This window comes from Vreelandella venusta, assembly GCF_007989605.1.
GTDB classification, from domain to species: Bacteria; Pseudomonadota; Gammaproteobacteria; order Pseudomonadales; family Halomonadaceae; genus Vreelandella; species Vreelandella venusta.
The window spans coordinates 145,863-166,510 of the sequence record NZ_BJUL01000001.1 but is presented as its reverse complement, the minus strand read 5'-3'; the positions used below and the strand labels follow the sequence as shown (position 1 = coordinate 166,510).

The 20,648-nt window shown below is 53.6% G+C and carries 22 protein-coding genes; 4 read left to right on the top strand and 18 right to left on the bottom strand.

Going from position 1 to position 20,648, the window contains the following annotated elements; genetic code table 11:
• Positions 1–7: 7 nt before the first annotated feature.
• Genes HVE01_RS00795 through HVE01_RS00770 form a run of 6 tightly spaced genes read right to left on the bottom strand, consistent with a single transcriptional unit; the run spans position 8 to position 6,670 of the window.
• Positions 8–823 (bottom strand): symmetrical bis(5'-nucleosyl)-tetraphosphatase, encoded by an 816-nt coding sequence (locus HVE01_RS00795; RefSeq protein ID WP_146941852.1) that lies wholly within the window; start codon positions 821–823, stop codon positions 8–10.
• 23 nt (positions 824–846) lie between these two features.
• On the bottom strand, positions 847–1,224 hold the full coding sequence (apaG, locus tag HVE01_RS00790) for a Co2+/Mg2+ efflux protein ApaG (RefSeq protein ID WP_125750855.1): 378 nt from the start codon (positions 1,222–1,224) through the stop codon (positions 847–849).
• Positions 1,221–2,051, bottom strand: a complete 831-nt coding sequence (rsmA, locus tag HVE01_RS00785; protein ID WP_146941850.1) for a 16S rRNA (adenine(1518)-N(6)/adenine(1519)-N(6))-dimethyltransferase RsmA — start codon at positions 2,049–2,051, stop codon at positions 1,221–1,223. Before rsmA ends, apaG begins: the two co-directional genes overlap by 4 nt.
• 26 nt (positions 2,052–2,077) lie before the next feature.
• Entirely contained in the window at positions 2,078–3,127 is a 1,050-nt protein-coding gene (pdxA, locus tag HVE01_RS00780) for a 4-hydroxythreonine-4-phosphate dehydrogenase PdxA (protein WP_146941848.1), read from the bottom strand.
• Between the two features lie 12 nt (positions 3,128–3,139).
• The gene (locus HVE01_RS00775) at positions 3,140–4,183 is read right to left on the bottom strand and encodes a peptidylprolyl isomerase (protein ID WP_146941846.1); all 1,044 of its coding nucleotides are present in this window, start codon (positions 4,181–4,183) and stop codon (positions 3,140–3,142) included.
• Positions 4,184–4,222: 39 nt separating this feature from the next.
• Positions 4,223–6,670, bottom strand: a complete 2,448-nt coding sequence (locus HVE01_RS00770; RefSeq protein WP_146941844.1) for an LPS-assembly protein LptD — start codon at positions 6,668–6,670, stop codon at positions 4,223–4,225.
• A gap of 70 nt (positions 6,671–6,740) precedes the next feature.
• Here HVE01_RS00770 and HVE01_RS00765 point away from each other — a divergent pair, with 70 nt between their 5' ends.
• The 4 genes from HVE01_RS00765 (at position 6,741) to speD (ending at position 9,929) form a co-directional block, all read left to right on the top strand.
• Positions 6,741–7,751, top strand: a complete 1,011-nt coding sequence (locus HVE01_RS00765) for an aminoglycoside phosphotransferase family protein (RefSeq protein WP_146941842.1) — start codon at positions 6,741–6,743, stop codon at positions 7,749–7,751.
• Positions 7,748–8,425 (top strand): N-acetylmuramate alpha-1-phosphate uridylyltransferase MurU, encoded by a 678-nt coding sequence (gene murU, locus HVE01_RS00760; RefSeq protein WP_146941840.1) that lies wholly within the window; start codon positions 7,748–7,750, stop codon positions 8,423–8,425. The genes HVE01_RS00765 and murU overlap by 4 nt, the downstream gene beginning before the upstream one ends.
• Positions 8,426–8,495: 70 nt before the next feature.
• Entirely contained in the window at positions 8,496–8,915 is a 420-nt protein-coding gene (locus HVE01_RS00755; protein ID WP_146941838.1) for an OsmC family protein, read from the top strand.
• 219 nt (positions 8,916–9,134) lie between these two features.
• Complete coding sequence (gene speD / locus HVE01_RS00750) at positions 9,135–9,929, top strand: adenosylmethionine decarboxylase (protein ID WP_125750880.1); 795 nt, start codon at positions 9,135–9,137, stop codon at positions 9,927–9,929.
• A 73-nt stretch (positions 9,930–10,002) separates the two neighbouring features.
• Here speD and lpxL read toward each other — a convergent pair whose 3' ends face one another.
• From lpxL to HVE01_RS00690, 12 genes are all read right to left on the bottom strand, one after another.
• The gene (gene lpxL / locus HVE01_RS00745) at positions 10,003–10,917 is read right to left on the bottom strand and encodes an LpxL/LpxP family Kdo(2)-lipid IV(A) lauroyl/palmitoleoyl acyltransferase (RefSeq protein WP_146941836.1); all 915 of its coding nucleotides are present in this window, start codon (positions 10,915–10,917) and stop codon (positions 10,003–10,005) included.
• Positions 10,918–10,929: 12 nt separating this feature from the next.
• Positions 10,930–12,030, bottom strand: a complete 1,101-nt coding sequence (alr, locus tag HVE01_RS00740) for an alanine racemase (protein ID WP_146941834.1) — start codon at positions 12,028–12,030, stop codon at positions 10,930–10,932.
• Between the two features lie 120 nt (positions 12,031–12,150).
• Complete coding sequence (gene rpoS, locus HVE01_RS00735; RefSeq protein WP_125750889.1) at positions 12,151–13,122, bottom strand: RNA polymerase sigma factor RpoS; 972 nt, start codon at positions 13,120–13,122, stop codon at positions 12,151–12,153.
• A gap of 154 nt (positions 13,123–13,276) precedes the next feature.
• Positions 13,277–14,353: a peptidoglycan DD-metalloendopeptidase family protein gene (locus tag HVE01_RS00730; RefSeq protein WP_125750892.1), complete on the bottom strand. Its 1,077-nt coding sequence runs from the start codon at positions 14,351–14,353 to the stop codon at positions 13,277–13,279.
• A 7-nt stretch (positions 14,354–14,360) separates the two neighbouring features.
• A complete protein-coding gene (locus HVE01_RS00725) occupies positions 14,361–15,332 on the bottom strand; it encodes a DUF368 domain-containing protein (protein WP_125750895.1) in 972 nt (323 codons plus the stop codon).
• Entirely contained in the window at positions 15,329–16,006 is a 678-nt protein-coding gene (locus tag HVE01_RS00720; protein WP_125750898.1) for a protein-L-isoaspartate(D-aspartate) O-methyltransferase, read from the bottom strand. Before HVE01_RS00720 ends, HVE01_RS00725 begins: the two co-directional genes overlap by 4 nt.
• Entirely contained in the window at positions 15,993–16,739 is a 747-nt protein-coding gene (gene surE, locus HVE01_RS00715) for a 5'/3'-nucleotidase SurE (protein ID WP_125750901.1), read from the bottom strand. The genes HVE01_RS00720 and surE overlap by 14 nt, the downstream gene beginning before the upstream one ends.
• A gap of 50 nt (positions 16,740–16,789) precedes the next feature.
• A complete protein-coding gene (truD, locus tag HVE01_RS00710; RefSeq protein WP_146941832.1) occupies positions 16,790–17,830 on the bottom strand; it encodes a tRNA pseudouridine(13) synthase TruD in 1,041 nt (346 codons plus the stop codon).
• A complete protein-coding gene (gene ispF / locus HVE01_RS00705) occupies positions 17,823–18,311 on the bottom strand; it encodes a 2-C-methyl-D-erythritol 2,4-cyclodiphosphate synthase (protein WP_146941830.1) in 489 nt (162 codons plus the stop codon). Before ispF ends, truD begins: the two co-directional genes overlap by 8 nt.
• Positions 18,311–19,027 carry a 2-C-methyl-D-erythritol 4-phosphate cytidylyltransferase gene (gene ispD, locus HVE01_RS00700; RefSeq protein WP_146941828.1) on the bottom strand — a complete coding sequence of 239 codons (717 nt, stop codon included), beginning with the start codon at positions 19,025–19,027 and terminating at the stop codon, positions 18,311–18,313. Before ispD ends, ispF begins: the two co-directional genes overlap by 1 nt.
• Positions 19,024–19,377: a cell division protein FtsB gene (ftsB, locus tag HVE01_RS00695; RefSeq protein ID WP_125750913.1), complete on the bottom strand. Its 354-nt coding sequence runs from the start codon at positions 19,375–19,377 to the stop codon at positions 19,024–19,026. Before ftsB ends, ispD begins: the two co-directional genes overlap by 4 nt.
• Before the next feature lie 100 nt (positions 19,378–19,477).
• On the bottom strand, positions 19,478–20,626 hold the full coding sequence (locus tag HVE01_RS00690) for a GNAT family N-acetyltransferase (protein ID WP_146941826.1): 1,149 nt from the start codon (positions 20,624–20,626) through the stop codon (positions 19,478–19,480).
• Positions 20,627–20,648: the final 22 nt, after the last annotated feature.

Sequence of the window (20,648 nt, the reverse complement as noted above, 5' to 3'; positions counted from 1 at the left end):
CTGGTGTTTAATGTCTCGGCTGACGGCTAGGGACGCTGGTGCGTTCACCCGACTCCAGATTGAGAGCGGTTAACGCCCCACCCCACACGCAACCAGTATCCAGCGCTTCAACCTGTATCTTGGCGTTCGGGGTTTGGCCCTCTAATGCCGCCCAGTGTCCGAATAACAGTTGAAGCGCATCTGCTCTTGGGTATTGAAACCAAGGGGCAAATCCGTCAGGCGCACTTTCCAAGCCTTCTTTGGCAGCGAAGTCTAGCCGACCATTAGCGTCAATAAAGCGCATGCGGGTAAATATATTGACGAGACAGCGTAAACGATCAATCCCTTCTAGATCCTCATGGAACCGGTCGGGTTGATTGCCAAATAACTGCGTTAAAAAATCACCGGCCGTTTCACTAAGCAACGCCGTCTGCACTTCTTGGCTAAACGATACCGCTTGCTCAGCGCACCACGTTGGTAATATACCGGCATGGGTCATTAGCGTACTGTTTTGGTAAACTGCCAATGGCTGGCTTTGCAACCAATCCAGCACCTGTTCGCGCTGCGGAGTCGCCAAAATATCGCTTAGAGTGTCGTTTTTTTTCAGTTTGCCGCCGCCACGAGCTACCACCAATAAATGAAAATCGTGGTTACCCAGTACGCATCGAGCGGCGCTGCCTAGCGCCTGCACTTCCTGCAAACAAGCCAGCGAGCCAGGGCCACGGTTGACTAGGTCGCCAACCAGCCAGAGCGCATCGTTCGTTGCATTGAAGTTAAGCTTTTCCAGCAAACTGATAAACTCGGCATGACAGCCATGCAGATCACCAATGGCATAGGTGCTCATCGCTCTCCCCTTCTAGAGAATGGTCAGTGAAGCTGGCGCGGCACCGCCAGCCTAAAAGGTGCAATGGGCACTTCAAAAGCTCGCTGGGTGTAGGTGTTAAGCAGTGTGTAAGCGCCTTCCATAACGCCCACCGGCGTTTGCAGAATGGCTCGACTGGTGTAGCGGAAACGCTGTCCCGGACCAATTAACGGCTGCTGGCCCACCACCCCTTTGCCACGCACCTCTTGGCTATCACCGTTACCTTGGGTAATTTTCCAGTAGCGTGCCATGAGTTGCACGCTATGAGGGCTTTGGTTATGCACCGTCACGGTGTAACTAAACACGAAGCGCGACTCACTATCATCTGACTCAGCGGCACGGTACTCAGGCACGACGCTAACCTCAATGGCTAGGGCACTCACGCGTCGGCACTCCCATTACCACTAAGCGCTTCATCAACAGCCACTTGATTAGCGATAGCTACGTATTCTGCAACCGTCAAGGTTTGAGGGCGCCGGGCAGGGTCAATACCTAGGGCTTCTAATGTTGCTGCGCTTACCCTACCTTTCAGGTTATTACGCAGTGTTTTGCGTCGTTGACCAAACGCCAACTTGACTAATTCAAATAGCAGCGCGGGGTCATCTGCTGTTTGAGGCAAGCTTTCGTGGGGCGTTAGCCTAACAATGGCGGAGTCAACTTTCGGCCTGGGAACAAAGGCTTCCGGCGGTACGACAAACAGCTGATCAACCTGGCAGTAATATTGCGCCATCACCGACAGGCGGCCCCAATCGGTGCTACCTGGCTCAGCAGCCAAACGCTCAACGACCTCTTTTTGAAGCATAAAGTGCATATCGGCAATCGCCTTGCCCATGGTTAAGAGATGCACTATCAATGGCGTCGAGATGTTGTAAGGCAGATTACCGACGACTCGCAACGCAGGGCCATCCCCTTTAAGCGCGGCGAAATCAAACTTTAGCGCGTCACCTTCATGGATAACAAAGTCAGGGTAGTTAAAAAACTGCACCCTTAAGCCCGGAATAAGGTCTCGGTCTAATTCAATGACTTCAAGCTTTCCTGCCGCCTCTAGCAACGGAGCAGTAAGCGCGCCTTGCCCAGGGCCAATTTCGACGAGTCGGTCGCTTTCGCGAGGCCCAATGGCACGGACAATACGCGAAATGATGCCGAGGTCACGCAGAAAGTTTTGACCAAAGCGTTTACGAGCGCGGTGCTGCTGAGGCACTTGAGACATCTAACAGTGTTCCTTGGAGGGTTGATTCATAAAGCATTTAAGCCATTGGCGCGCTGTGCGGAAAGCCGCTTTGCTAGCGCGAGAGCTACGCCTAAGCTATTGGGGTCAGCAATGCCGCGACCGGCTAAACTGAGCGCGGTGCCGTGGTCTACCGATGTACGCACCAGCGGCAGGCCAAGTGTGATATTCGCCGCCTGACCAAAGCCTGCGTATTTTAACACTGCCAGCCCTTGGTCATGATACATCGCCAGTACCGCATCAACACCTGCCAAATGGCGCGGCGTGAAAAGCGTATCAGCTGGCAGCGGGCCTTGAACATCAAGACCTTCAGCGCACAGCGCTTTCAGCGCGGGAATAATAACATCGAGCTCTTCGCGCCCTAAATGGCCATCTTCTCCGGCATGAGGGTTTAGCCCACACACCGCAATGCACGGAGCAGCAATCCCAAACTGGTTTTTCAGATCGGCCGCAAGCAAACGGCTAATGCGGATAATTTTGTCGTAGGTAACCGCATCGGCCACGTCACGCAGCGGTAGGTGGGTAGTGACAAGCGCGACGCGTAGGTCACTGCTGCCCTGCCAATGACTCGTCTGAGCGTGCAGCGCTTGGTCGGTAGCCAACAGCATCACGACTTCATCCACCCCACAGGCATCGCGCAGCCATTCGGTGTGGCCAGTGAAGCTAGGATAGCCGCCTTCGATAATCACCCCTTTATGCAGCGGCGCAGTCACCATGGCCGCTGCATGCCCCTGCTGACAGGCATCTACAGCGATTTGCAATGTCTCTAGCACGTAGCCTGCATTAGCAGGATTGAGCACGCCAGGGAGCGCAGGTTCGCAAAGTGCTGCGGGCCATACAACCAAACGCCCTGGCGAGGAAGTAACCCCGCTTCCTGGAGCGGCTTCTATCACATCAAGATGAAGCCCCAGAAGCGACGCACGCTGTCTCAACAACTGCGTATCGCCAATGGCCACCGTATTATTCAACTGCCCATTGGCGGCCAGCATCAGCGTGATTTCTGGGCCGATGCCCGCGGGCTCTCCGGTCGTTATCAGCAGTGGCGCGCTATTGCTCATTAGATTGGCTCATTAAAGGCGAATATCGACAAAAGCCTGCTCACGCATTTCACGCTGCCATGTCTGCAGCTCTTCGTTAGCACGACGCTGGAAAATGGCCTGACGAACCTGCTCCCGGCGACTTTCCTCTGTCACATCCTGACGACGGCGCTCTAGTACTTCAATCACGTGGTAGCCAAACTGGGAACGAACGGGTTCAGATAGCTGGTTAGCACTCAGCGATCCCAACGCTTCTTCGAAGGCTGGCACCGTTTGTCCTGGACGCACCCAACCAAGCTCGCCGCCATTCAAGGCGCTACCACGGTCGTCGCTAAACTCACGGGCGACGGATGCAAAGTCGGCTCCCTGCTGTAAACGCTGGCGTACCTGCTCAGCGCGGGCACGGGCCTGATTGTCATTGCGCGTTGGCGTTAACTCTACCAACACGTGACGGGCACGAATCTCTTCAATGAACGCTTGCCCCTGCTGCGCTGGTTGCTGACTCAAAAAGCGCTCAACGTCACGATCAGTTACGGTGACACGTTGGCTAATTTGGCGCTGCTGCACTTGGCGCATCAGCATTTCGCGGCGTATTTCTTCACGTACGCCACCCAGGGTCATGCCGTCCGCTTCCACGGCATCGGCAAACTGGTCTAACGTCATGCCGTTAGACTCAGCAATCGAGCGCAGCTGGCGATTAAGCTCCGTGTCATCCACGCTAAGATTAGCTTGGCGAGCCATTTGCAGTTGGATTTCATCCATCACCATGCGCTCTAGCACCTGCTGAGCTAGTTGGCTACGGGGAGGCAAGTTCCCCCCCTGAGCCTGAGCCTGAGCCTGCTGTTCTACTTGGGCAATGCGGTCATCAAGCTCACTGCGCATAATGACGCCATCATTCACGACAGCCACAACACTATCCAGCATTTGCCGCTGGGTTGATTCGAAATTCTGGGCGTAAACCGTTAGCGGCACAAGCGTAGCACTCGTTCCAAGACAGAGCGCCACCATACCGCCCGCAGAAAGCAGTTTTGCCCGCTTTTTCAAGCCATCGGTCAGCAGGGTCATTCTGGTAGTCATAAAGAATCTCTTTCAGTCAGTCGCCATTTAACAAAATCGTTATAGCGGCGTTGGGCGGTAGCCAGGAATGGCCTGTTCAAAGTAGCCGTCAGCCTGTTGACCAACGCCACCAAGGCCACGGAATACAAAGCGTAAAAATAGCCCGCGATCATTAAAGTCATCACCCACAGGGGCGGTGTCGTTATCGTCTACCCACTCACGCCAAACAAGCTGTAAGCCGTAGCAGCAGTCGTTCCACTGAACGCCTGCCAGCCGTTCAAGCGCGCGCTCATTGGTTTGGTCGTATAGATAGCGACCAATCAAATCAATTCTCGGGCTGGCTTTCCAAGCAAGTGACAGATCCCACTCTTCTCGGCTGTAATCTCTAAAGCCGTCATCACCAGGTACAACGCCTGGATCAAAACCTTCGATCTCCCAACGATAACCAAGGTTCACTACGTGGCCAGCGGGATGGCGATAACGCGCATCAACGCTAGAGCGCTCAGTCTGTTCACGCTGGTCGTCGTATAACCATTCATACCCCGCACTCCACCGATTATTAATCTGCCAATCAAGGCGCGTCACCAGCGGAGAGCGATCGCGAGTAGCTTGATAGCGGCTAAGCGGATTCACACTTGGGTCATCTTCTGGATGAGCAGGCAATGTGTCCGGGTCGCCTTCACTATCAATGCGACGCTCGGATAAATAAACGCTTTGCCCAACGCCAAACGTTAACCGATCCCGCCCAGTGGCGTCTTCAATAAAGCGAGATTGTACGCCAAGCGACACGCGATTGAGATCACCTAAACGATCAGCGCCGGAGAAACGATGAGGCGACCATAGTTGATCCCATGAGAACGCTCGCTCACGGCTGTCAAAATCAGGCAGCTGCGTTTGGTTAGTACGTGGAACGTAGGCGTAGTTCAAACGTGGCTCAAGGGTTTGGCGATAGTCTCGTCCGCTCAGTTCTAATTCACGCTCAAACACAAGGCCACTATCTATCGATGTGACCGCCGCACTACGGCTGGGAGACGTGCCTCGGTCAGTGACGCGATCGCCATAATCCAACTCATAAGCGGTATGCCATAATTCAGTACGCGGTTCGATATAGCCCCAGGGTTGCTCAAAACGCCAACCAATCGCTGGCGTGAGGTGCAGCCGCGTGCCGATGGCGGCTTCTCGCTCAGGCACCTGTCGCTCGTCTACATCACGCCAGAAATAGGTCACGTTAGAGTGCCACTGTGTATAGAGACCACCGCCTAACTGCCAGTCAGAGCTCGCTGTCAAACTGGGCAGACGATAAAACGGCTTATCGGAATCACTCAGCGGGTCTTCCAAGCGCTGAAAACCTTGGGCTCGGGCATCTAACTGCCAACGTTCACCGCGGTAATCTACCTGGGCCATCCGCTCCATACTAACGCGATCACTATTGCCAAACTCACCACCGAAATCATCGAAATAGCGACCATCGCTGGCGGCACCATAGCGCAATTGGTAATCACTGCGTGGCGTCAGCGTTCCTGCATGCGTGGCATCAATATACCAGCGATCATTGCCTTCGAAGCGGTTATCACCATTTTCACTGCCGTCATCGCTATTGATATAGCCGCCTTCTACCGTTCCTCGACTCTCTTCAAGTAGATAGCGGTACTCACCATTGAGTAACAGCCCACGATCAGACATCCAGCGCGGTGTAATGGTGGCATCTTGATTTGGTGCGATGTTCCAGTAAAAGGGCTGCGCATAGTCAAATCCCTCGTTAGAAAAGCTAATAGAGGGTGACAGCAATCCTGTGTGACGACGGTCATCAATGGGAAAACGTAGCCAAGGCCAGTAAAAAATCGGCACGTCTTTTACTTCTAACCGTGCGTGCCGTGCAGTACCAAATCCTGCGGCTTGATTCAGCTTTATATCGCTACTCACGAGTTGCCAGCTGTTGGCCCCTGGATCACACGTCGTAAACGAAGCATTGTGTAGACGATATTGTTCTTCACCAGTTTGCTCTAATTGACTAGCTTGGCCGCGTAAATGCTGTTCGTAAAGCACATAGTGGCTGTTGCGTAACGAGGCTCGGTCATCGTTGAGCATTAACGTGGCTTGCTCGCCGCGCACCAGCGCCTGACCATTTCGTATGGCGAGATTGCCTTCTGCATCGACACGTTGGCGGTCGGCGGGTAAATACATCTGCGCTGCCTGTAGCTCTGTGTTTCCACGACGCAGTACAACATCACCGCGCAACAAGGCTTCACCATCGGCGGCGTAATCGGCTTCCAGGGTCTCCACCGACAACGTCTCGGGGTTATCCACCGCAGGCAAGCGGTAGTCAGGCATCACATATCGCCCTCGACACAGCTGATGCGGTGCTTCCTCTTGGCTCCAGGCCTGCCAGTCAAGCGCCTCGGCAGGCAGCGTCTGGCCTTGTGCCACCGCTGAAAATGAGGCGCTAGCGAGCAAACTGCCCATCAGTGTGTGCGCAACCGGTACGGTACGCGAGATTCGCTTGCCCATGTTCGTTATCCTTGGCATCCAGAATCGGTATTATACAGCCCGCATGATGCCCGACCAGCAAGGAGCTTGCATGTCCTCTTCTAGGATTGACGCCCTCACCCAGTGGGCGGCTGAACAAAATGGCCTAAATAGCGCCGCTATCCGCCTTTCCCCAGCGGGCGGTGACGCAAGTTTCCGGCGCTATTTCCGGCTGACACTACCCTGTGGCGGTACCCGCATAGTAATGGATGCCCCCCCTGCCCAGGAAGACTCAACGCCGTTCGTCGCTATCGGAAAGCGCTGGTACGCGGCAAAACTGCCCGTTCCGCATATTCACGCCGTCGATCTCGACGCGGGTTTTTTGCTGCTTGACGACCTTGGGGATACCCCATTACAGGCGCTATTCACTGATGACGCGCGCATTCAGCAAAGTCATTTCGATGCACTATCATTACTGGCCAAGTTACAAAACCACGCCAACCCTGCCGCGCTGCCTCCCTATGATGCGACGCTGTTGGGCCGCGAGCTCGACCTTTTCACAGAGTGGTGCCTAGACAACTGGCTGTCGCTATCAACGCCAGACAGTTGGCATGCGCTGCGTGGTCACCTCATTGAGCAAGCGCTTGATCAACCCGTCGTCAGCGTACATCGCGATTACGATGCAATGAATATCATGGTGCACGACCAGCAGCTTTACATGATTGACTTTCAAGACGCGGTGGCAGGGCCAATCAGTTACGACGTTATTTCCTTACTGCGCGGGCGCTACTGCCGCTTTTCTCAGACGCAGTTTACGCAGTTCGTCGACTCCTTCTATCGTCAAGCGCGTCAAGATGGGCGCCTCTCTGGCCATCTCAGCAATGATGAATTTCTTGCCCAATGCCAAGCGATGGCGGCTCAGCGCTCACTCAAAGTGCTGGGAATTTTTTGCCGCCTAACACTTCGTGATGCCAAGCAAGGCTATTTATCACGCCTGCCGCATTTTTTAGCCCATTTAGAAGACAGCCTAACTGCGCTACCTCAGCACCGCGAGTTTGCCGAATGGGTAAGTGGCACATTGCGCCCTGCCATCGCCCAACGTTTAGCGGAAAGCACACTATGAGAGCGATGATTTTAGCCGCGGGACTTGGCAAACGGATGCGGCCACTTACCGACCACTGCCCAAAACCCCTGCTCCCCGTAGGCGACAAGCCACTTATTGTGCACCACCTCGAACGGCTTAAGCGTGCAGGCATTGAAGAAGTGGTCATCAACGTGAGCTATCGCGCCGAGCAGATAATGGCAGCACTTGGTGATGGAAACGACGACCAACTACGGATTCTTTGGAGCCATGAAGAGATACCTTTAGAAACCGGCGGTGGCATTCACAAGGCACTCCCCCTGCTTGGTGATGCCCCGTTTCTGCTGGTCAATGGGGATGTCTGGTGCGATTACATTCCGTCAGAATCACTGTTACAGGGAAGTGACGTCGCCCATCTTGTGTTAGTAGATAACCCACCCCACCACCCTAACGGTGATTTTTCCCTTATCAACGGGCGCGCTGGAGTGGAAAGTCACCAGCGCCTCACCTTTGCCGGCATTAGCCTGCTGCACCCGGATCTTTTTGCCGACCAGACACCAGGGGCGTTTGCCCTAGCACCGCTACTTAAACAGGCAATGACAGACAAGCGTGTCAGCGGCGAGCACTTTTCAGGCCACTGGGTCGACGTGGGCACGCCAGAGCGCCTAGAGGCTCTTGAACATCACCTTTTAACGCAGCAGATTAGCAAGCGATGAAAAAGTGCGTCTATCGCTATAAATGTTATGCTTCGCAACTACCTATAGGTGCCTAGATGAGGAGAGCGACGTGAAAGCACGGGTAAAATGGACAGATGGTCGCCAATTTGTAGCAGAGTCCGGTAGTGGGCACAGTGTCGTTATCGACGGCCCCCCTGATCATGGCGGCCGCAACACCGGCCCCCGCCCAATGGAAATGCTATTAATGGGCATGGGTAGCTGCACCGCCTTTGATATTTTGAACATTCTCGATAAAGCCCGCGCCGATGTCACCGACTGTATCGCGGAGCTTGACGCTGAACGCGCCGATGAAGTGCCCTCTGTGTTTACCAAAATCCACGTACACTTTGTGGTGACTGGCCACAACCTAAAAGAGAAGCAGGTACAGCGGGCGGTTGAGCTCTCCGCAGAGAAGTACTGCAGCGCATCTATTATGCTGACACAAGGCGGCGTTGAGATTACCCACTCTTTTGAGATTGTCGACGCTTGAGCTACTCGGAGCGCCATCGTCCCTGTTTATTAAAAAAATTAACGCGGCTGGATGCATACCATGCACTTGGCGGGCATAATACGCTCGCTTGTTTTTACCCCTACTGCGTAGCAAACAGCCGCTTTGCAGAAAGCGACTACAGCATCACGGTGACAAGTTACTACCGGTTCCGGCGCTGGCTCGTCGGGGTGTCTTCATCTGCCATAGGGAGGTTCGGACGTGTCAGATAATCTCCGACTCCACGGGTTTAATAACCTGACTAGCTCGTTGAGCTTTAACATTTACGACATCTGTTATGCCAAAACCGAAGAGCAGCGTGCGGCTTACATTGATTATATCGATGAGCTTTACAACGCCGAACGTTTGACGCAGATTCTAAAAGACGTCACCAATATTATTGGCGCTCATGTGCTCAATATTGCTCGTCAAGACTATGAGCCCCATGGGGCCAGCGTTACGATTCTGATTGCTGAACACGAGCTGGATGAAGCAAACCCAGAGCAAACTGAACCAGGCCCTGGACCGCTACCTGAAACAGTCGTGGCGCATCTTGATAAAAGCCACGTGACCGTGCATAGCTATCCTGAGTCGCATCCTGACAACGGCATCAGCACCTTTCGATTGGATATAGATGTGTCTACCTGTGGCCACATCAGCCCATTGAAAGCACTGAACTACCTAATCCACAGTTTTGACTCTGATATTGTCACTATGGATTATCGGGTTCGCGGCTTTACACGCGATGTCGATGGTAAAAAGCTGTTTATTGATCACGACATTACCTCGATCCAGGACTACTTGGCAGAAGATACCAAGCACGCCTATCAGATGATCGATGTGAATGTATATCAAGAGAACATGTTCCATACCAAAATGCTGCTAAAAGACTTCGAACTTGATAACTACCTGTTCGATACATCGCGCCGCGACATTACCTTCGAAGAAGCACGAGACATTGAAAGCCGTCTGCGTAAAGAGATGCTAGAGATTTTCTACTCTCGAAATCTGGACTAACGTCTGCTTTCAGAGTTAACGAAAAGCCGTTTTGCCTTAGTAGCAAAACGGCTTTTTTTATTAACGGATGTCGCTAGTAAACGCTTGGCTCACCTTCCGGACGCGTTTTAAAGCGCCGATGAAGCCATAAGTACTGTTCAGGATACTTGCGAATCGCTTGTTCGATAAATTCATTTACTCGAGTGGCGTCGGCTATTTCATCACCGCTTGGGAAATTATCAAGCGCAGGCAGGCAGGTGATGGTGTATGTCTGGTTATCAGGATTGCGGTGGAACATCAACGGCACCACTGGCGCGCCCGTCATTCTAGCGATTTTTGCAGTCAGCCTGATCGTAGCGGCCTGTTGACCGAAAAGTGGCGCGAACACGCTGGCATCACGGCCAAAATCTTGATCCGGTGAATACCACACAATATGTCCTGACTTTATTCGCCGCACAACACCACGCAAGTCATGCCGATCAATCGCCTGACCAAAAATCCGTGATCGAGCACGGGTCATAAAGCGTTCGAATAACGGATTGTTGTGCTGACGATAGACCACATCGGCAGGGAAAAATAGCGAATGCAGCGCTCCCCCTAAATCCAACGTGGAGAAGTGAATACCCACCACTAGCACGCCCTTGCCTTGCGCTTTAGCCTGTGCGAGATGCTCTTGGCCGTGATAGGCCACTCGGTGCCGTAATCCCTCTGCGTCACGGCACCAACCCGTGGCTGTTTCCACTAAGCCAATACCGTTGGCGATAAACACTTCTCTCACCAAACGACGCTGCTCATCGGCACTTTTTTCAGGGAAACAGAGCGCAATATTTGTCTCAGTGATATGCCGCCGACGTTTTATAAAGCGCCATGCTGCCAAACCAATTATTTTTCCCACCCATAACTTAAGCCGCCAGGGAAACCAGGCAACAAGATGCATCGCGCCTATCGCAAGCCAGGTTGGCCAATAACGAAGGTGTGCAAACGACTGCGGATAAGAGCTTTTAGACATACTGGTAACCGTTTAAGCCAAGGCCCCATGGTAGCGGCGCGGTGCTCTTGGCAGCACTCCCGTTAACAAGGTGTAGCTGATGGTATCGCAATAGCGTGCTACCTCATCAATTGACAACACAGCGCCATCGCTGGCGGCTCCCCACAGCACTACCTCACTACCGATGACTGCTCCCGGCACGTCGGTGACATCTACGGTTAGCATATCCATAGAAACCTTGCCGGCAATCGCACAGCGCTGGCCATTCACTAATACCGGCGTGCCATCGATGGCGTGGCGATCATAACCATCGCCATAACCTGCTGCGACGACGGCAATTTTAGAACGCCGGGATGCACGCCAACGGCCACCATAGCCAACAGACTCCCCCTCCTCTAGTTCACGAAGGGCAATAATTTCAGAACGCAAGCTCATCACCGGGCGCAGTTGCCGGGTGATATCGTTGGCATCTTCCAGCGGGTCGCTGCCATACAGCATAATACCAGGGCGATTCCAGTCGCCGTGGGCGATTGGCCATGCCAGTGTTGCAGGGGAGTTTGCTAAGCATAGGGGCGCATCAAGCGCTTCTGCCAGTGTCTTTAAAGCGGCCATTTGTCGATTAAAGTAGCTGCCCTCACGTGCATCTGCTGTCGCAAAGTGGCTCATCAAATGCAGCGCTGTCACCTGTGGTGCGCTGGCTAACCGCTGCCAAACACCAGGCGCCTCGTCTATAGAAAAACCTAAACGATGCATGCCGGAATCTACTTTCATCCATACCGGAATAGGCTGACGGGGTGAAAAAGCCAATAAGGCCTCCACCTGCCACTCACTGTGAACGCTGATCCAAAAATTGTATTGATCAACCAGCGCCAGCTCGTCAGCGGTAAAGATACCCTCAAGCAGTACAATAGGCTTTTCAATTCCCCCTTCACGCAGGCTAATCGCTTCTTCGATGCAAGCAACAGCAAATGCGGGCACATCAGCTTCTAGCGCACGCGCGCACTCAAGTGCACCATGACCATAAGCATCCGCTTTAATAACGGCTACCGAGCGACTTTGGGGGGCGCAGCGGCTCGCTAGCTGATAGTTATGACGCAGAGCGTCTAAATCAATATGGGCCACCAAGGGGCGCATCACGTTTCTCACTTACACAGTCAATAGTTAACGGTTGGTCAACCAATGGGCGTCAAAAACAACGCACCGAGCAATGAACTCGGTGCGTTATGGTCGTTGTGGCACAATAGCTTACCGCGGCTAGCTCTCGAAAATAGCGTTGAGGGAAAGGCCCTGTTTTTCCAATGAGCGGCGCAGCTTCTTTAGTGCTTCAACTTGAATTTGTCTAACACGTTCGCGAGTTAAGCCAATTTCTGCACCAACCTCTTCCAACGTAGCGGACTCATGGCCTCGCAAACCAAAGCGGCGTACAACCACCTCTCGCTGCTTATCGCTTAGCTCATCCAGCCAATGGTCTACGTGCTCACGCACATCGCCATCCACTAGACATGCTTCCGGCCCTAGCACCTCATCGTCGGTTAACGTGTCGATTAACGGCTTATCGCTTTCGCCACCCATTGGATAATCTACCGAGGAGACCCGCTCATTAAGCCCAAGCATCTTCTTAACCGTTTCTACGGGCTTGTCGAGATGGTCAGCGATCTCTTCTGCTGTTGCTTCATGATCAAGCTTTTGGGTTAGCTCACGCGCTGCACGCAGGTAAATATTGAGCTCTTTAACCACATGGATCGGCAAGCGAATGGTGCGCGTTTGATTCATTAGCGCCCGCTCAATGGTTTGTCGAATCCACCACGTGGCATAGGTAGAAAAACGGAAGCCTCGCTCAGGATCAAACTTTTCCACAGCCCGAATTAGCCCAAGATTACCCTCCTCAATTAGATCAAGCAGCGTAAGCCCGCGATTAAGATAGCGTCTGGCAATTTTAACAACTAGGCGAAGGTTAGACTCGATCATCCTTGACCGCCCAAGCGGGTCACCTTTGCGTGCTAAACGGCCGTAGTAGACCTCTTCTTCCGGCGTTAATAACGGCGAAAAACCAATTTCATTGAGATAGATTTGTGTCGCGTCCAAGCTTTGAGTCGATTGACGCTCATCACGGCCCAACGCTTTTTCAAAGGCGTCTTCCTCCTCAGAGACATCATCGACACTATCCAGCGCCTCTTCCACAGCGTCCAGGTCAACCTCCTGTAGGTCTTTCTCCAGCATACTCATGGTAGTATCCCCCGTTATTTCGCCTAACCGCCATTTAGAAAAGTAAAGGTGGCCGCACTCCCTGTGCACTTACACCATTGTTGTTATATGACGCCCTAACTCTAGCTATTCGGGTTCCCCAAGCACACCAATTAAAAGGTTCGCTTGGCGATGATTAACGGGACGGCAGATAATCCAAGGGATTTTGAGGCTGCCCATCACGACGTACTTCAAAGTGCAGCTTGACACTGTCCGCATCGCTATCGCCCATCGTGGCGATCACTTCTCCCGCTTCAACGACATCATTTTCTTTAACGCTTAAGCTATCATTATGTGCATAAGCACTCAGATACTGATCGTTGTGTTTGAGTAGTATTAAGTTACCGTAACCTCGTACACCGCTACCCGCATAAACAACGATACCAGGGCCTGCCGCTTTGACAGGTTGCCCCTTTTGACCGTCGATATCAATCCCAGCGGTGATAGAGCCACCCTGGCCAAACTCTCCGGTTACCTGGCCTGTCGTTGGCCACTGCCAGTTAATATTATCAACAGGTGTAAAGGTGCGTGAAGAACGATCAACGCTAGCGGTTTGGCTCGGCTGCTCAGCCTGAGCGGTCACTGCTGGTTCTGGTTCTGGCGTGGGTTCCGGTTTGGGCTCTGGTTTAGGCTCAGGCGTTGGTTCCGGCTCAGGCGTGGGCTCTGGCTGAGGCGTCTCCACAGCAGGCGTCGTCTCGGGGGTAACGGCACTTGCGCTATCAGCCACTTGCTGTGCGGCGGCCACCGACGCTTGCTCAGCACGTTCCGCTCGCTCAGCCGCTAAACGCTGGTTGCGCTCAATCGCACTCTCATCGGGCAGTAACCAATCTAGCTGCTGATCGTTACTTGCCACGGAAGTCGCTTGAGGATTCAGCCCTGTTGCAACGGCGCCTGACGCCGGGCGTTCTGGGGCAGGAGAGCCTGCCGACGGGCGACTTGATGCCACCGCTCCTTCACGCAGCGCAATGGTTTGGCCTGGGTAAATTTGGTAAGGGGCGTCAATATTGTTGATTTGCGCCAGCTGACGATAATCCAGATTATGCTGCCATGCGATGCCATAAAGGGTATCGCCTGCTTTAACAGTATATTGAGGTGAGTCTGCTACCGCGCGGCGTGCTTCACTTAAGTCACGCACTTGTGGGGTGTTTTGCTGCTGATTGGCGCAGCCGCTAACAGCTAACGCCAATACTGACATGATGAAAACCTTACGCATGAAAACCCTACTCCTTTTCAACGTCGCGCGCGTTTCCTGTTGATCTATGTCCGGCATAGTGCACTGCGCGACGGTTTAATAACACCACCAATAGTGCGCCAACCACCATTAGTGCAAGAACGCCTACCGTTTGTGCAGATGCACCAGACAATACCGCATAGTCACTAGGCAACAGATAACGATGAGCCAACGGGATCATTTGCCCATCAGGGCCAAGCTGATAACGTACCAGCTCTTTCCACGGCCATAACACGGGTAACGAGCCAACAATAAACCCGAGCAAAAGCTGTAGCGTAGAATCATGATGGCGACGCAGGAGCCACGACAACAGTCGCGAAAATAACGCCAAGCCAACAACACATCCCAAGCCAAAGAGTATGATAATACCGATATCAAAGCTTCGAATAGCCCCTAAAATGGTGCCATAAAGTCCCATGGTAAGCAGCAAGAAGCTACCAGACACGCCTGGTAACAGCATGGCGCTAATCGCGATGCAGCCAGCGACCATCACTACCAGAGCTTCATTACCAAGAAGTAACACCAGCGGCATCATACCTGGCAGCGACTTGGCTAACAGCAGCCCGCCTACCATTGGCAATAAGTACCAAAACTTCCACCCTTTGCCCGCCTTAGCGACAACAAACCCCGACGCAGCCACCAAGCCGAAGAAAAATCCCTCAATCAGCAGCGGGTGCGCATCCATTAGCCAGAGCGCTAGATGAGCCACACTGAAAAGGCTAACCGCAACGCCCAGTAGTAGCGGCACTAAAAAGGCCAAATTTAAATGTTGAGCCAACGCCAGCCAACCACCACGACGCCAAGCGATGAAGGCGCCGGGGCCAAACTGTTTGATGGTATTAATGAGCTCTTCATAAATACCGGTAATAAATGCGATCGTGCCACCTGAAACACCGGGCACCGCATCGGCTGCCCCCATCCCTGCGCCTTTTAAAAACAGCTCTACAAATCGACGCTTCAATCCACCACTCCTTGCAATAGAGGTACAAAGCGTACGGGCTCGAGCCGACGCTTTTCAAAGGCACTACCAATGCGTTTTATTTGGGTGAGCCATTGGCTACCGTCAGGCTCTTCCAACGGAGCAATGAGTACACCATCATGGTTAAGCTGCTCCAATAGGGCTTCTGGCAGCGTTTGAGCACAAGCGGTTAATAAAATCACATCAAAAGGCGCAGCTTCCTGCCACCCCTCACCACCATCAGCCACTGCCAGCGTCGCTGGAGCACCAAGCCGCCACAGCCGCTCTGCAGCGCGTTGATGTAATGCCTGAATACGTTCAACCGAGTACAGCATCGGCACCAGCCGGGACAGTATCAGCGTTTGATACCCCGAACCGGTCCCCACCTCCAGTACACGCGTTGGGTTAGCCCGCAGTACCAGCTCGGTCATGCGCGCAACTGTCAATGGTTGCGACAAGGTCTGGCCAAAGCCGATAGGCAGCGCGGTGTCTTCATACGCACGGTGCGCCAACGCTTCATCAACAAACAAGTGCCGAGGCTCAGCTGCCATAACATCAAGCACCCGTGCATCTTGAATACCCTGCTGCTCAAGTCGCTCTACCATGCGATCTCGAGTCCGCTGAGAGGTCATGCCTCGTCCGCGCAGTTCGTTGGGCGAAAGCTTAGGCAAAAGCATCCAACCAATCCTGCACGTCGCTACGCGCAGGGTGGCGCGTTAAGTCAGTTTGAAGTGGAGTAATAGATACATAGCCCTCTTCGATAGCCGAGAAATCGGTATCTTCACCATCATCAGCGTTAGCCGCCACCGGGGCTATCCAGAAGCGCGTATGGCCACGCGGATCTTTTACGGGAACAGGCTTCTCTGCTGGTCCGCGATAGCCTAAACGAGTCACTCTAACGCCTTTAATTTCTTCCCATGGAACATCTGGCACGTTGACATTCAAGAGGGTGCGGGGTGGCAGCGATAGCTGATCGGCAGCACCGATTAAGCTAGCCGCCACTTTCGCAGCCGTCGCGAAATAACGCTCGCCACACAGCGACATAGCAATGGCGGTCATGCCCAAGTTGCGCCCTTCCATGGCAGCTGCCACAGTGCCTGAATAGAGCACGTCATCGCCAAGATTGCTGCCGTGATTAATCCCCGAAATAACCAAGTCAGGACGCTCATCCCAGACGCCGTTCACGCCCAGATAAACACAATCAGCAGGCGTACCGTCCACGCTATAAAAGCCATTATCCAGCGCGGTTAAAGAGAGTGGACGGGAAAGGGTCAGCGAGTTACTGGCGCCGCTGCGGTCTCGATCAGGAGCAACCACACGTAAATTCGCATGGGCGACTAGCGCATCATGAAGTGCCCGCAAGCCCGGCGCATGGACACCATCGTCATTGGAAAGCAGCAGTCGCCGCATTAACGTCTCCTTCATGGATGCCTAACAAAGATAAGCGCACGTTAGGCGCATTAAGCAAAATCTGGGTGAGCAATTAATTCACTCACCACCGCCGTGGCAAAACTTCCCCGTGGTAAGGCAAATGAGAGTACCACGGCATTAGGCAATATCTCGATACTAGGCGAAATCAACCTTGCTCGCAGCGCCCGATGGGAGCGTTTCACAGCGCTTTTCAGCAATCCCTCGCACAACACGGGATGCCTCGCTAACAGGCGTTTTTCGTAGTCTGCCACCTGATACTCGGCAAGCTCCCCGACTCCCCACAGGGCACCCGTTGGATGAATATCAAGCGCAGCAGCACGACTAACCAGGTCGTCGTCAACGGTATCAACAGTAAACACACTGTGTGTGCCATCCAGCATCAGCATATCGCCCGCCAGCGGCTGGCACCACGTTCCATCTGCCAGACGCTCGCTCAGTAGCTCGTTAAACAAAAAGCTGCGCGCAGTAGAAAGCATCATGCCTTGGCGATCATCTCGCTTGCGCCAGCCTTTCGCTAAAAGAGCCTCTGCACGCTGTAAATTCCGCCCTTCAGGCCCAAAGCGCTGGGGTCCAAAATAGTTAGGCACACCGTGATGACAAAGCGCCTCCCAGCGGTCAACAAAATGCTGACGTTGAAGCGCTTCGCCACTAAGTCGCAACGTAAAGTGATTGGTACGATGGACACCGCGTTTTAGCTTTCGGGGGTGCCTAGCCTGAGCCAACACCTTAATACCCACGGCTGCTAGTGATTCGCTCAAATCACTTGGCGCTTCGCGCCCGGGTAAATGAACACTTAACCACTGTCGCGTCACTGCGACACGATCCTTCATCCCGGAGTAACCCACATATCGAAGTGTGACACCACACAGGCGGCTGACGCTTTTTACTACATCTAACGTGGTTTGATGGCGCTTTTCAAGACGCAACCACAAGTGCTCACCGTGATTTTCAGGCGTAAAGTCCAGCTGCTCGTCAACGATAAAATCTTCTGGCTGAACGCGATAGCATCCTGGGCTAGGGGCTCCGAACTCGGCATCTAAGCTGCGCTGCCAAGCGGGTAAGTTAAGCATTTAATGCCTCTTGATGCTCAACCAACACCACCGCCTCAGCGGCGATACCCTCACCTCGTCCGGTAAACCCAAGCCGTTCGGTCGTTGTGGCTTTAACATTGACCTGCCCAAGGCTAATACCCAAGTCTTCAGCGATGACAGTGCGCATCGCCTCAATATGCGGCGCCATTTTAGGCGCCTGGGCCATTAACGTGGCATCCAAGTTAACCACCGAAAAACCCTCGGCGTGAACCAAATGAACCACGTGGCGCAATAAATGGCGGCTATCTGCGCCAGCCCATGCAGGGTCAGTGTCGGGGAAATGCCGCCCGATATCACCGAGCGCGCAAGCACCCAGCAGTGCGTCACTGATAGCATGCAGCAACACATCGCCATCCGAGTGGGCAACAAAACCATGTTCGAAAGGCAGCTTAACGCCGCCAATCATCAAATGGTCGCCAACGCCAAATCGGTGCACGTCAAATCCGTGGCCAATTCGCATTAACAACTCCTTTCAGATTCAGAGGACTGGGCCACTTGCGACGCCATGATAGCGGCAGCAAGGGCAAGGTCATCAGGATGGGTGATTTTAAGATTATCACGGCGCCCACTAACCAGCTTGGGTGCTTGGCCAAGCGCTTCAACCGCCGAGGCTTCATCCGTGACCATACAGTGATTAGCGACAGCGTATTCCAAAGCACGCCGCAAAAGCGCATAACGAAAAGCTTGAGGTGTTAACGCGTGCCACAGCCGATCCCGAGGCTCTGTCGCGGCGCTTAATTGTTCGGCATTGGCTCGTTTCATGGTGTCAGCAACCGGCATCGCCAAGAGCGCGCCACTTGGGTGCTGCTGAGCAGCGTCATAAAGCGCCCACAAATCAGACGATGTGATGCAGGGGCGCGCGACATCATGCACCATCACCATCGCGTTTTCTGGCGCTTTTATAGCGTGCAGCGCATTTAAAACGCTATCCATTCGCTCCGCACCACCCGCCACTCGCTGCCACTGGGAAAATGGCACCCATTCCGGCTTGAACCAATGATCATCACTATCCAGGCACAGTACAAGATGCGCAGTGGGGAAAGCTTGGTGTAGTCGGCTAAGTGTATGGGCAAGAATGGGCTTTTCACCCAGCGACAGGTACTGCTTAGGCTTATCTGCGCCCATTCGCTTACCTTGCCCTGCGGCGGGCACGATTAGCCACAACGAATGGCTCATTCGTCTGCGCCCTCGCTAGGCAAGCCTGGCTGAGTCACCAGCCCCGCATTGATGCCCACTAGCTCTGCTTCAATGGCAACACCTGGTACCCAAAAAAACTGCTCATCGCTACGCACCATGCCCATGTCGCTACGAGCACGCTCTTCAATAGCATCCAGGCCGGTTTTCAGGTCGGTAACTTCAGCCGCCAACCGAGCATTGCGCTCTCGCATCGGCACATTGGCAGCCTCTTGAACAGCAACGCGCTCTTCTACTAGCTGCAAATCCTTCCAGCCACCATTACCCAGCCAAAGTTGGTATTGGAGAAGTCCCAATACAGCAAGCAGCGCACCCATTAGCCATTTATGCATCACCGCATTCCCTTGTTTAGGCCTGAACGAGGCGCATTATGCCATCATGGGCTATTTCCAGCGAGTCACGCTTTATTTAGCAGGCTTTATGAAACGCTTTTCATTTAAACGGTAATGCGTCGGCCGCCGCCTCACGATAGGCGCTGATATGGGCTCCCTCTTCTTGACAGAATTGGGCGACGCCGGCCGCTAAGCCCGGATGGACAAGATAGTGCAGCGAGCGTACCCGCTGGGGAGCAAAACCGCGCACTAGTTTATGCTCTCCTTGAGTACCGGGGTCAAACAAAGAGAGCCCCTTTTCCAAGCAGAATTCAATGCCTTGGTAGTAGCAGACTTCGAAATGAAGGCAGTCGGCAACCACTTCACTCCCCCAATAGCGGCCGTACAGCGTGCTATCGCCACGAAAATAGAGCGCCGCGGCAACCGGCTGGTCATTTAACAGCGCCTGCACCAACACAAGCGCCTCAGGCATCGCATGACGTAACCGCTCAAAAAAAACATCATTTAAGTAAGGCGGCCGTCCCCGCTCGTGGTATGTGATCGTGTAGCAGCGAAAGAAATGCGCCATCGCTTCTTGGGTAATTGCCTCGCCCTCTAAACGGCGTAGCGTAAAACCTTGCTCGGCGACCAAGCGACGCTCGCGTTTAATCATTTTGCGACGTTTCGACGTAAGGCTGGCTAGGAAACCTTCAAAATCACCAAAGGCGCGATCTCGCCACTGGAACTGAACGCCTTCTCGCGCAATTAACGCTGGAAATTGGCGCTGCCAGGCATCCACTTCGTCATCTTGAGCAAACAGGAGGTGCCAACTCGATAACGCTTGTTCTTCACAGTGCGTTTGCCACGTCGCTGCTAATAATCCGCGAACCTCTTCGGCGTTAGCATCATCGGCAATTAAGGTGCGCGTACCTGGAACCGGGGTAAACGGAATAGCACTTAATGCCTTGGGATAATAATGGCCACCTGCTCGCTCCAGTGCATCCGCCCACCCCCAATCAAACACATACTCACCGTATGAGTGGTGTTTGCGATACATGGGTAACACGCCCACTAAGCGGCTATCTTGCCATACGCAAAGATGGCAAGGCTCCCATCCGGTCGCTTCACAGACAGAGCCACTACTCTCTAATGCATGCAAAAACGCGTGGCGGAGGAAAGGCTGCTCACCACTCACCAGTGCGTCCCATCGGTCGGCATCCACATCATCGATAGCGGATAGCGTAATGCATGACAGTGAGCGCGACAGCATGATGTCTCCCGAAGCCTATCGT

What these genes read in the sequence shown, in the direction of transcription:
- truD (WP_146941832.1), bottom strand. Translation starts at nt 17,830, where the DNA reads ATGCTTAACTTACCCGCTTGGCAGCGCAGCTTAGATGCCGAGTTCGGA.
- pdxA (WP_146941848.1), bottom strand. Translation starts at nt 3,127, where the DNA reads ATGAGCAATAGCGCGCCACTGCTGATAACGACCGGAGAGCCCGCGGGC.
- rpoS (WP_125750889.1), bottom strand. Translation starts at nt 13,122, where the DNA reads ATGAGTATGCTGGAGAAAGACCTACAGGAGGTTGACCTGGACGCTGTG.
- surE (WP_125750901.1), bottom strand. Translation starts at nt 16,739, where the DNA reads ATGCGGCGACTGCTGCTTTCCAATGACGATGGTGTCCATGCGCCGGGC.
- HVE01_RS00765 (WP_146941842.1), top strand. Translation starts at nt 6,741, where the DNA reads ATGTCCTCTTCTAGGATTGACGCCCTCACCCAGTGGGCGGCTGAACAA.
- HVE01_RS00795 (WP_146941852.1), bottom strand. Translation starts at nt 823, where the DNA reads ATGAGCACCTATGCCATTGGTGATCTGCATGGCTGTCATGCCGAGTTT.
- HVE01_RS00770 (WP_146941844.1), bottom strand. Translation starts at nt 6,670, where the DNA reads ATGGGCAAGCGAATCTCGCGTACCGTACCGGTTGCGCACACACTGATG.
- HVE01_RS00720 (WP_125750898.1), bottom strand. Translation starts at nt 16,006, where the DNA reads ATGCTTTTGCCTAAGCTTTCGCCCAACGAACTGCGCGGACGAGGCATG.
- alr (WP_146941834.1), bottom strand. Translation starts at nt 12,030, where the DNA reads ATGCGCCCCTTGGTGGCCCATATTGATTTAGACGCTCTGCGTCATAAC.
- HVE01_RS00775 (WP_146941846.1), bottom strand. Translation starts at nt 4,183, where the DNA reads ATGACTACCAGAATGACCCTGCTGACCGATGGCTTGAAAAAGCGGGCA.
- murU (WP_146941840.1), top strand. Translation starts at nt 7,748, where the DNA reads ATGAGAGCGATGATTTTAGCCGCGGGACTTGGCAAACGGATGCGGCCA.
- HVE01_RS00730 (WP_125750892.1), bottom strand. Translation starts at nt 14,353, where the DNA reads ATGCGTAAGGTTTTCATCATGTCAGTATTGGCGTTAGCTGTTAGCGGC.
- ispD (WP_146941828.1), bottom strand. Translation starts at nt 19,027, where the DNA reads ATGAGCCATTCGTTGTGGCTAATCGTGCCCGCCGCAGGGCAAGGTAAG.
- ftsB (WP_125750913.1), bottom strand. Translation starts at nt 19,377, where the DNA reads ATGCATAAATGGCTAATGGGTGCGCTGCTTGCTGTATTGGGACTTCTC.
- HVE01_RS00690 (WP_146941826.1), bottom strand. Translation starts at nt 20,626, where the DNA reads ATGCTGTCGCGCTCACTGTCATGCATTACGCTATCCGCTATCGATGAT.
- rsmA (WP_146941850.1), bottom strand. Translation starts at nt 2,051, where the DNA reads ATGTCTCAAGTGCCTCAGCAGCACCGCGCTCGTAAACGCTTTGGTCAA.
- ispF (WP_146941830.1), bottom strand. Translation starts at nt 18,311, where the DNA reads ATGCGAATTGGCCACGGATTTGACGTGCACCGATTTGGCGTTGGCGAC.
- lpxL (WP_146941836.1), bottom strand. Translation starts at nt 10,917, where the DNA reads ATGTCTAAAAGCTCTTATCCGCAGTCGTTTGCACACCTTCGTTATTGG.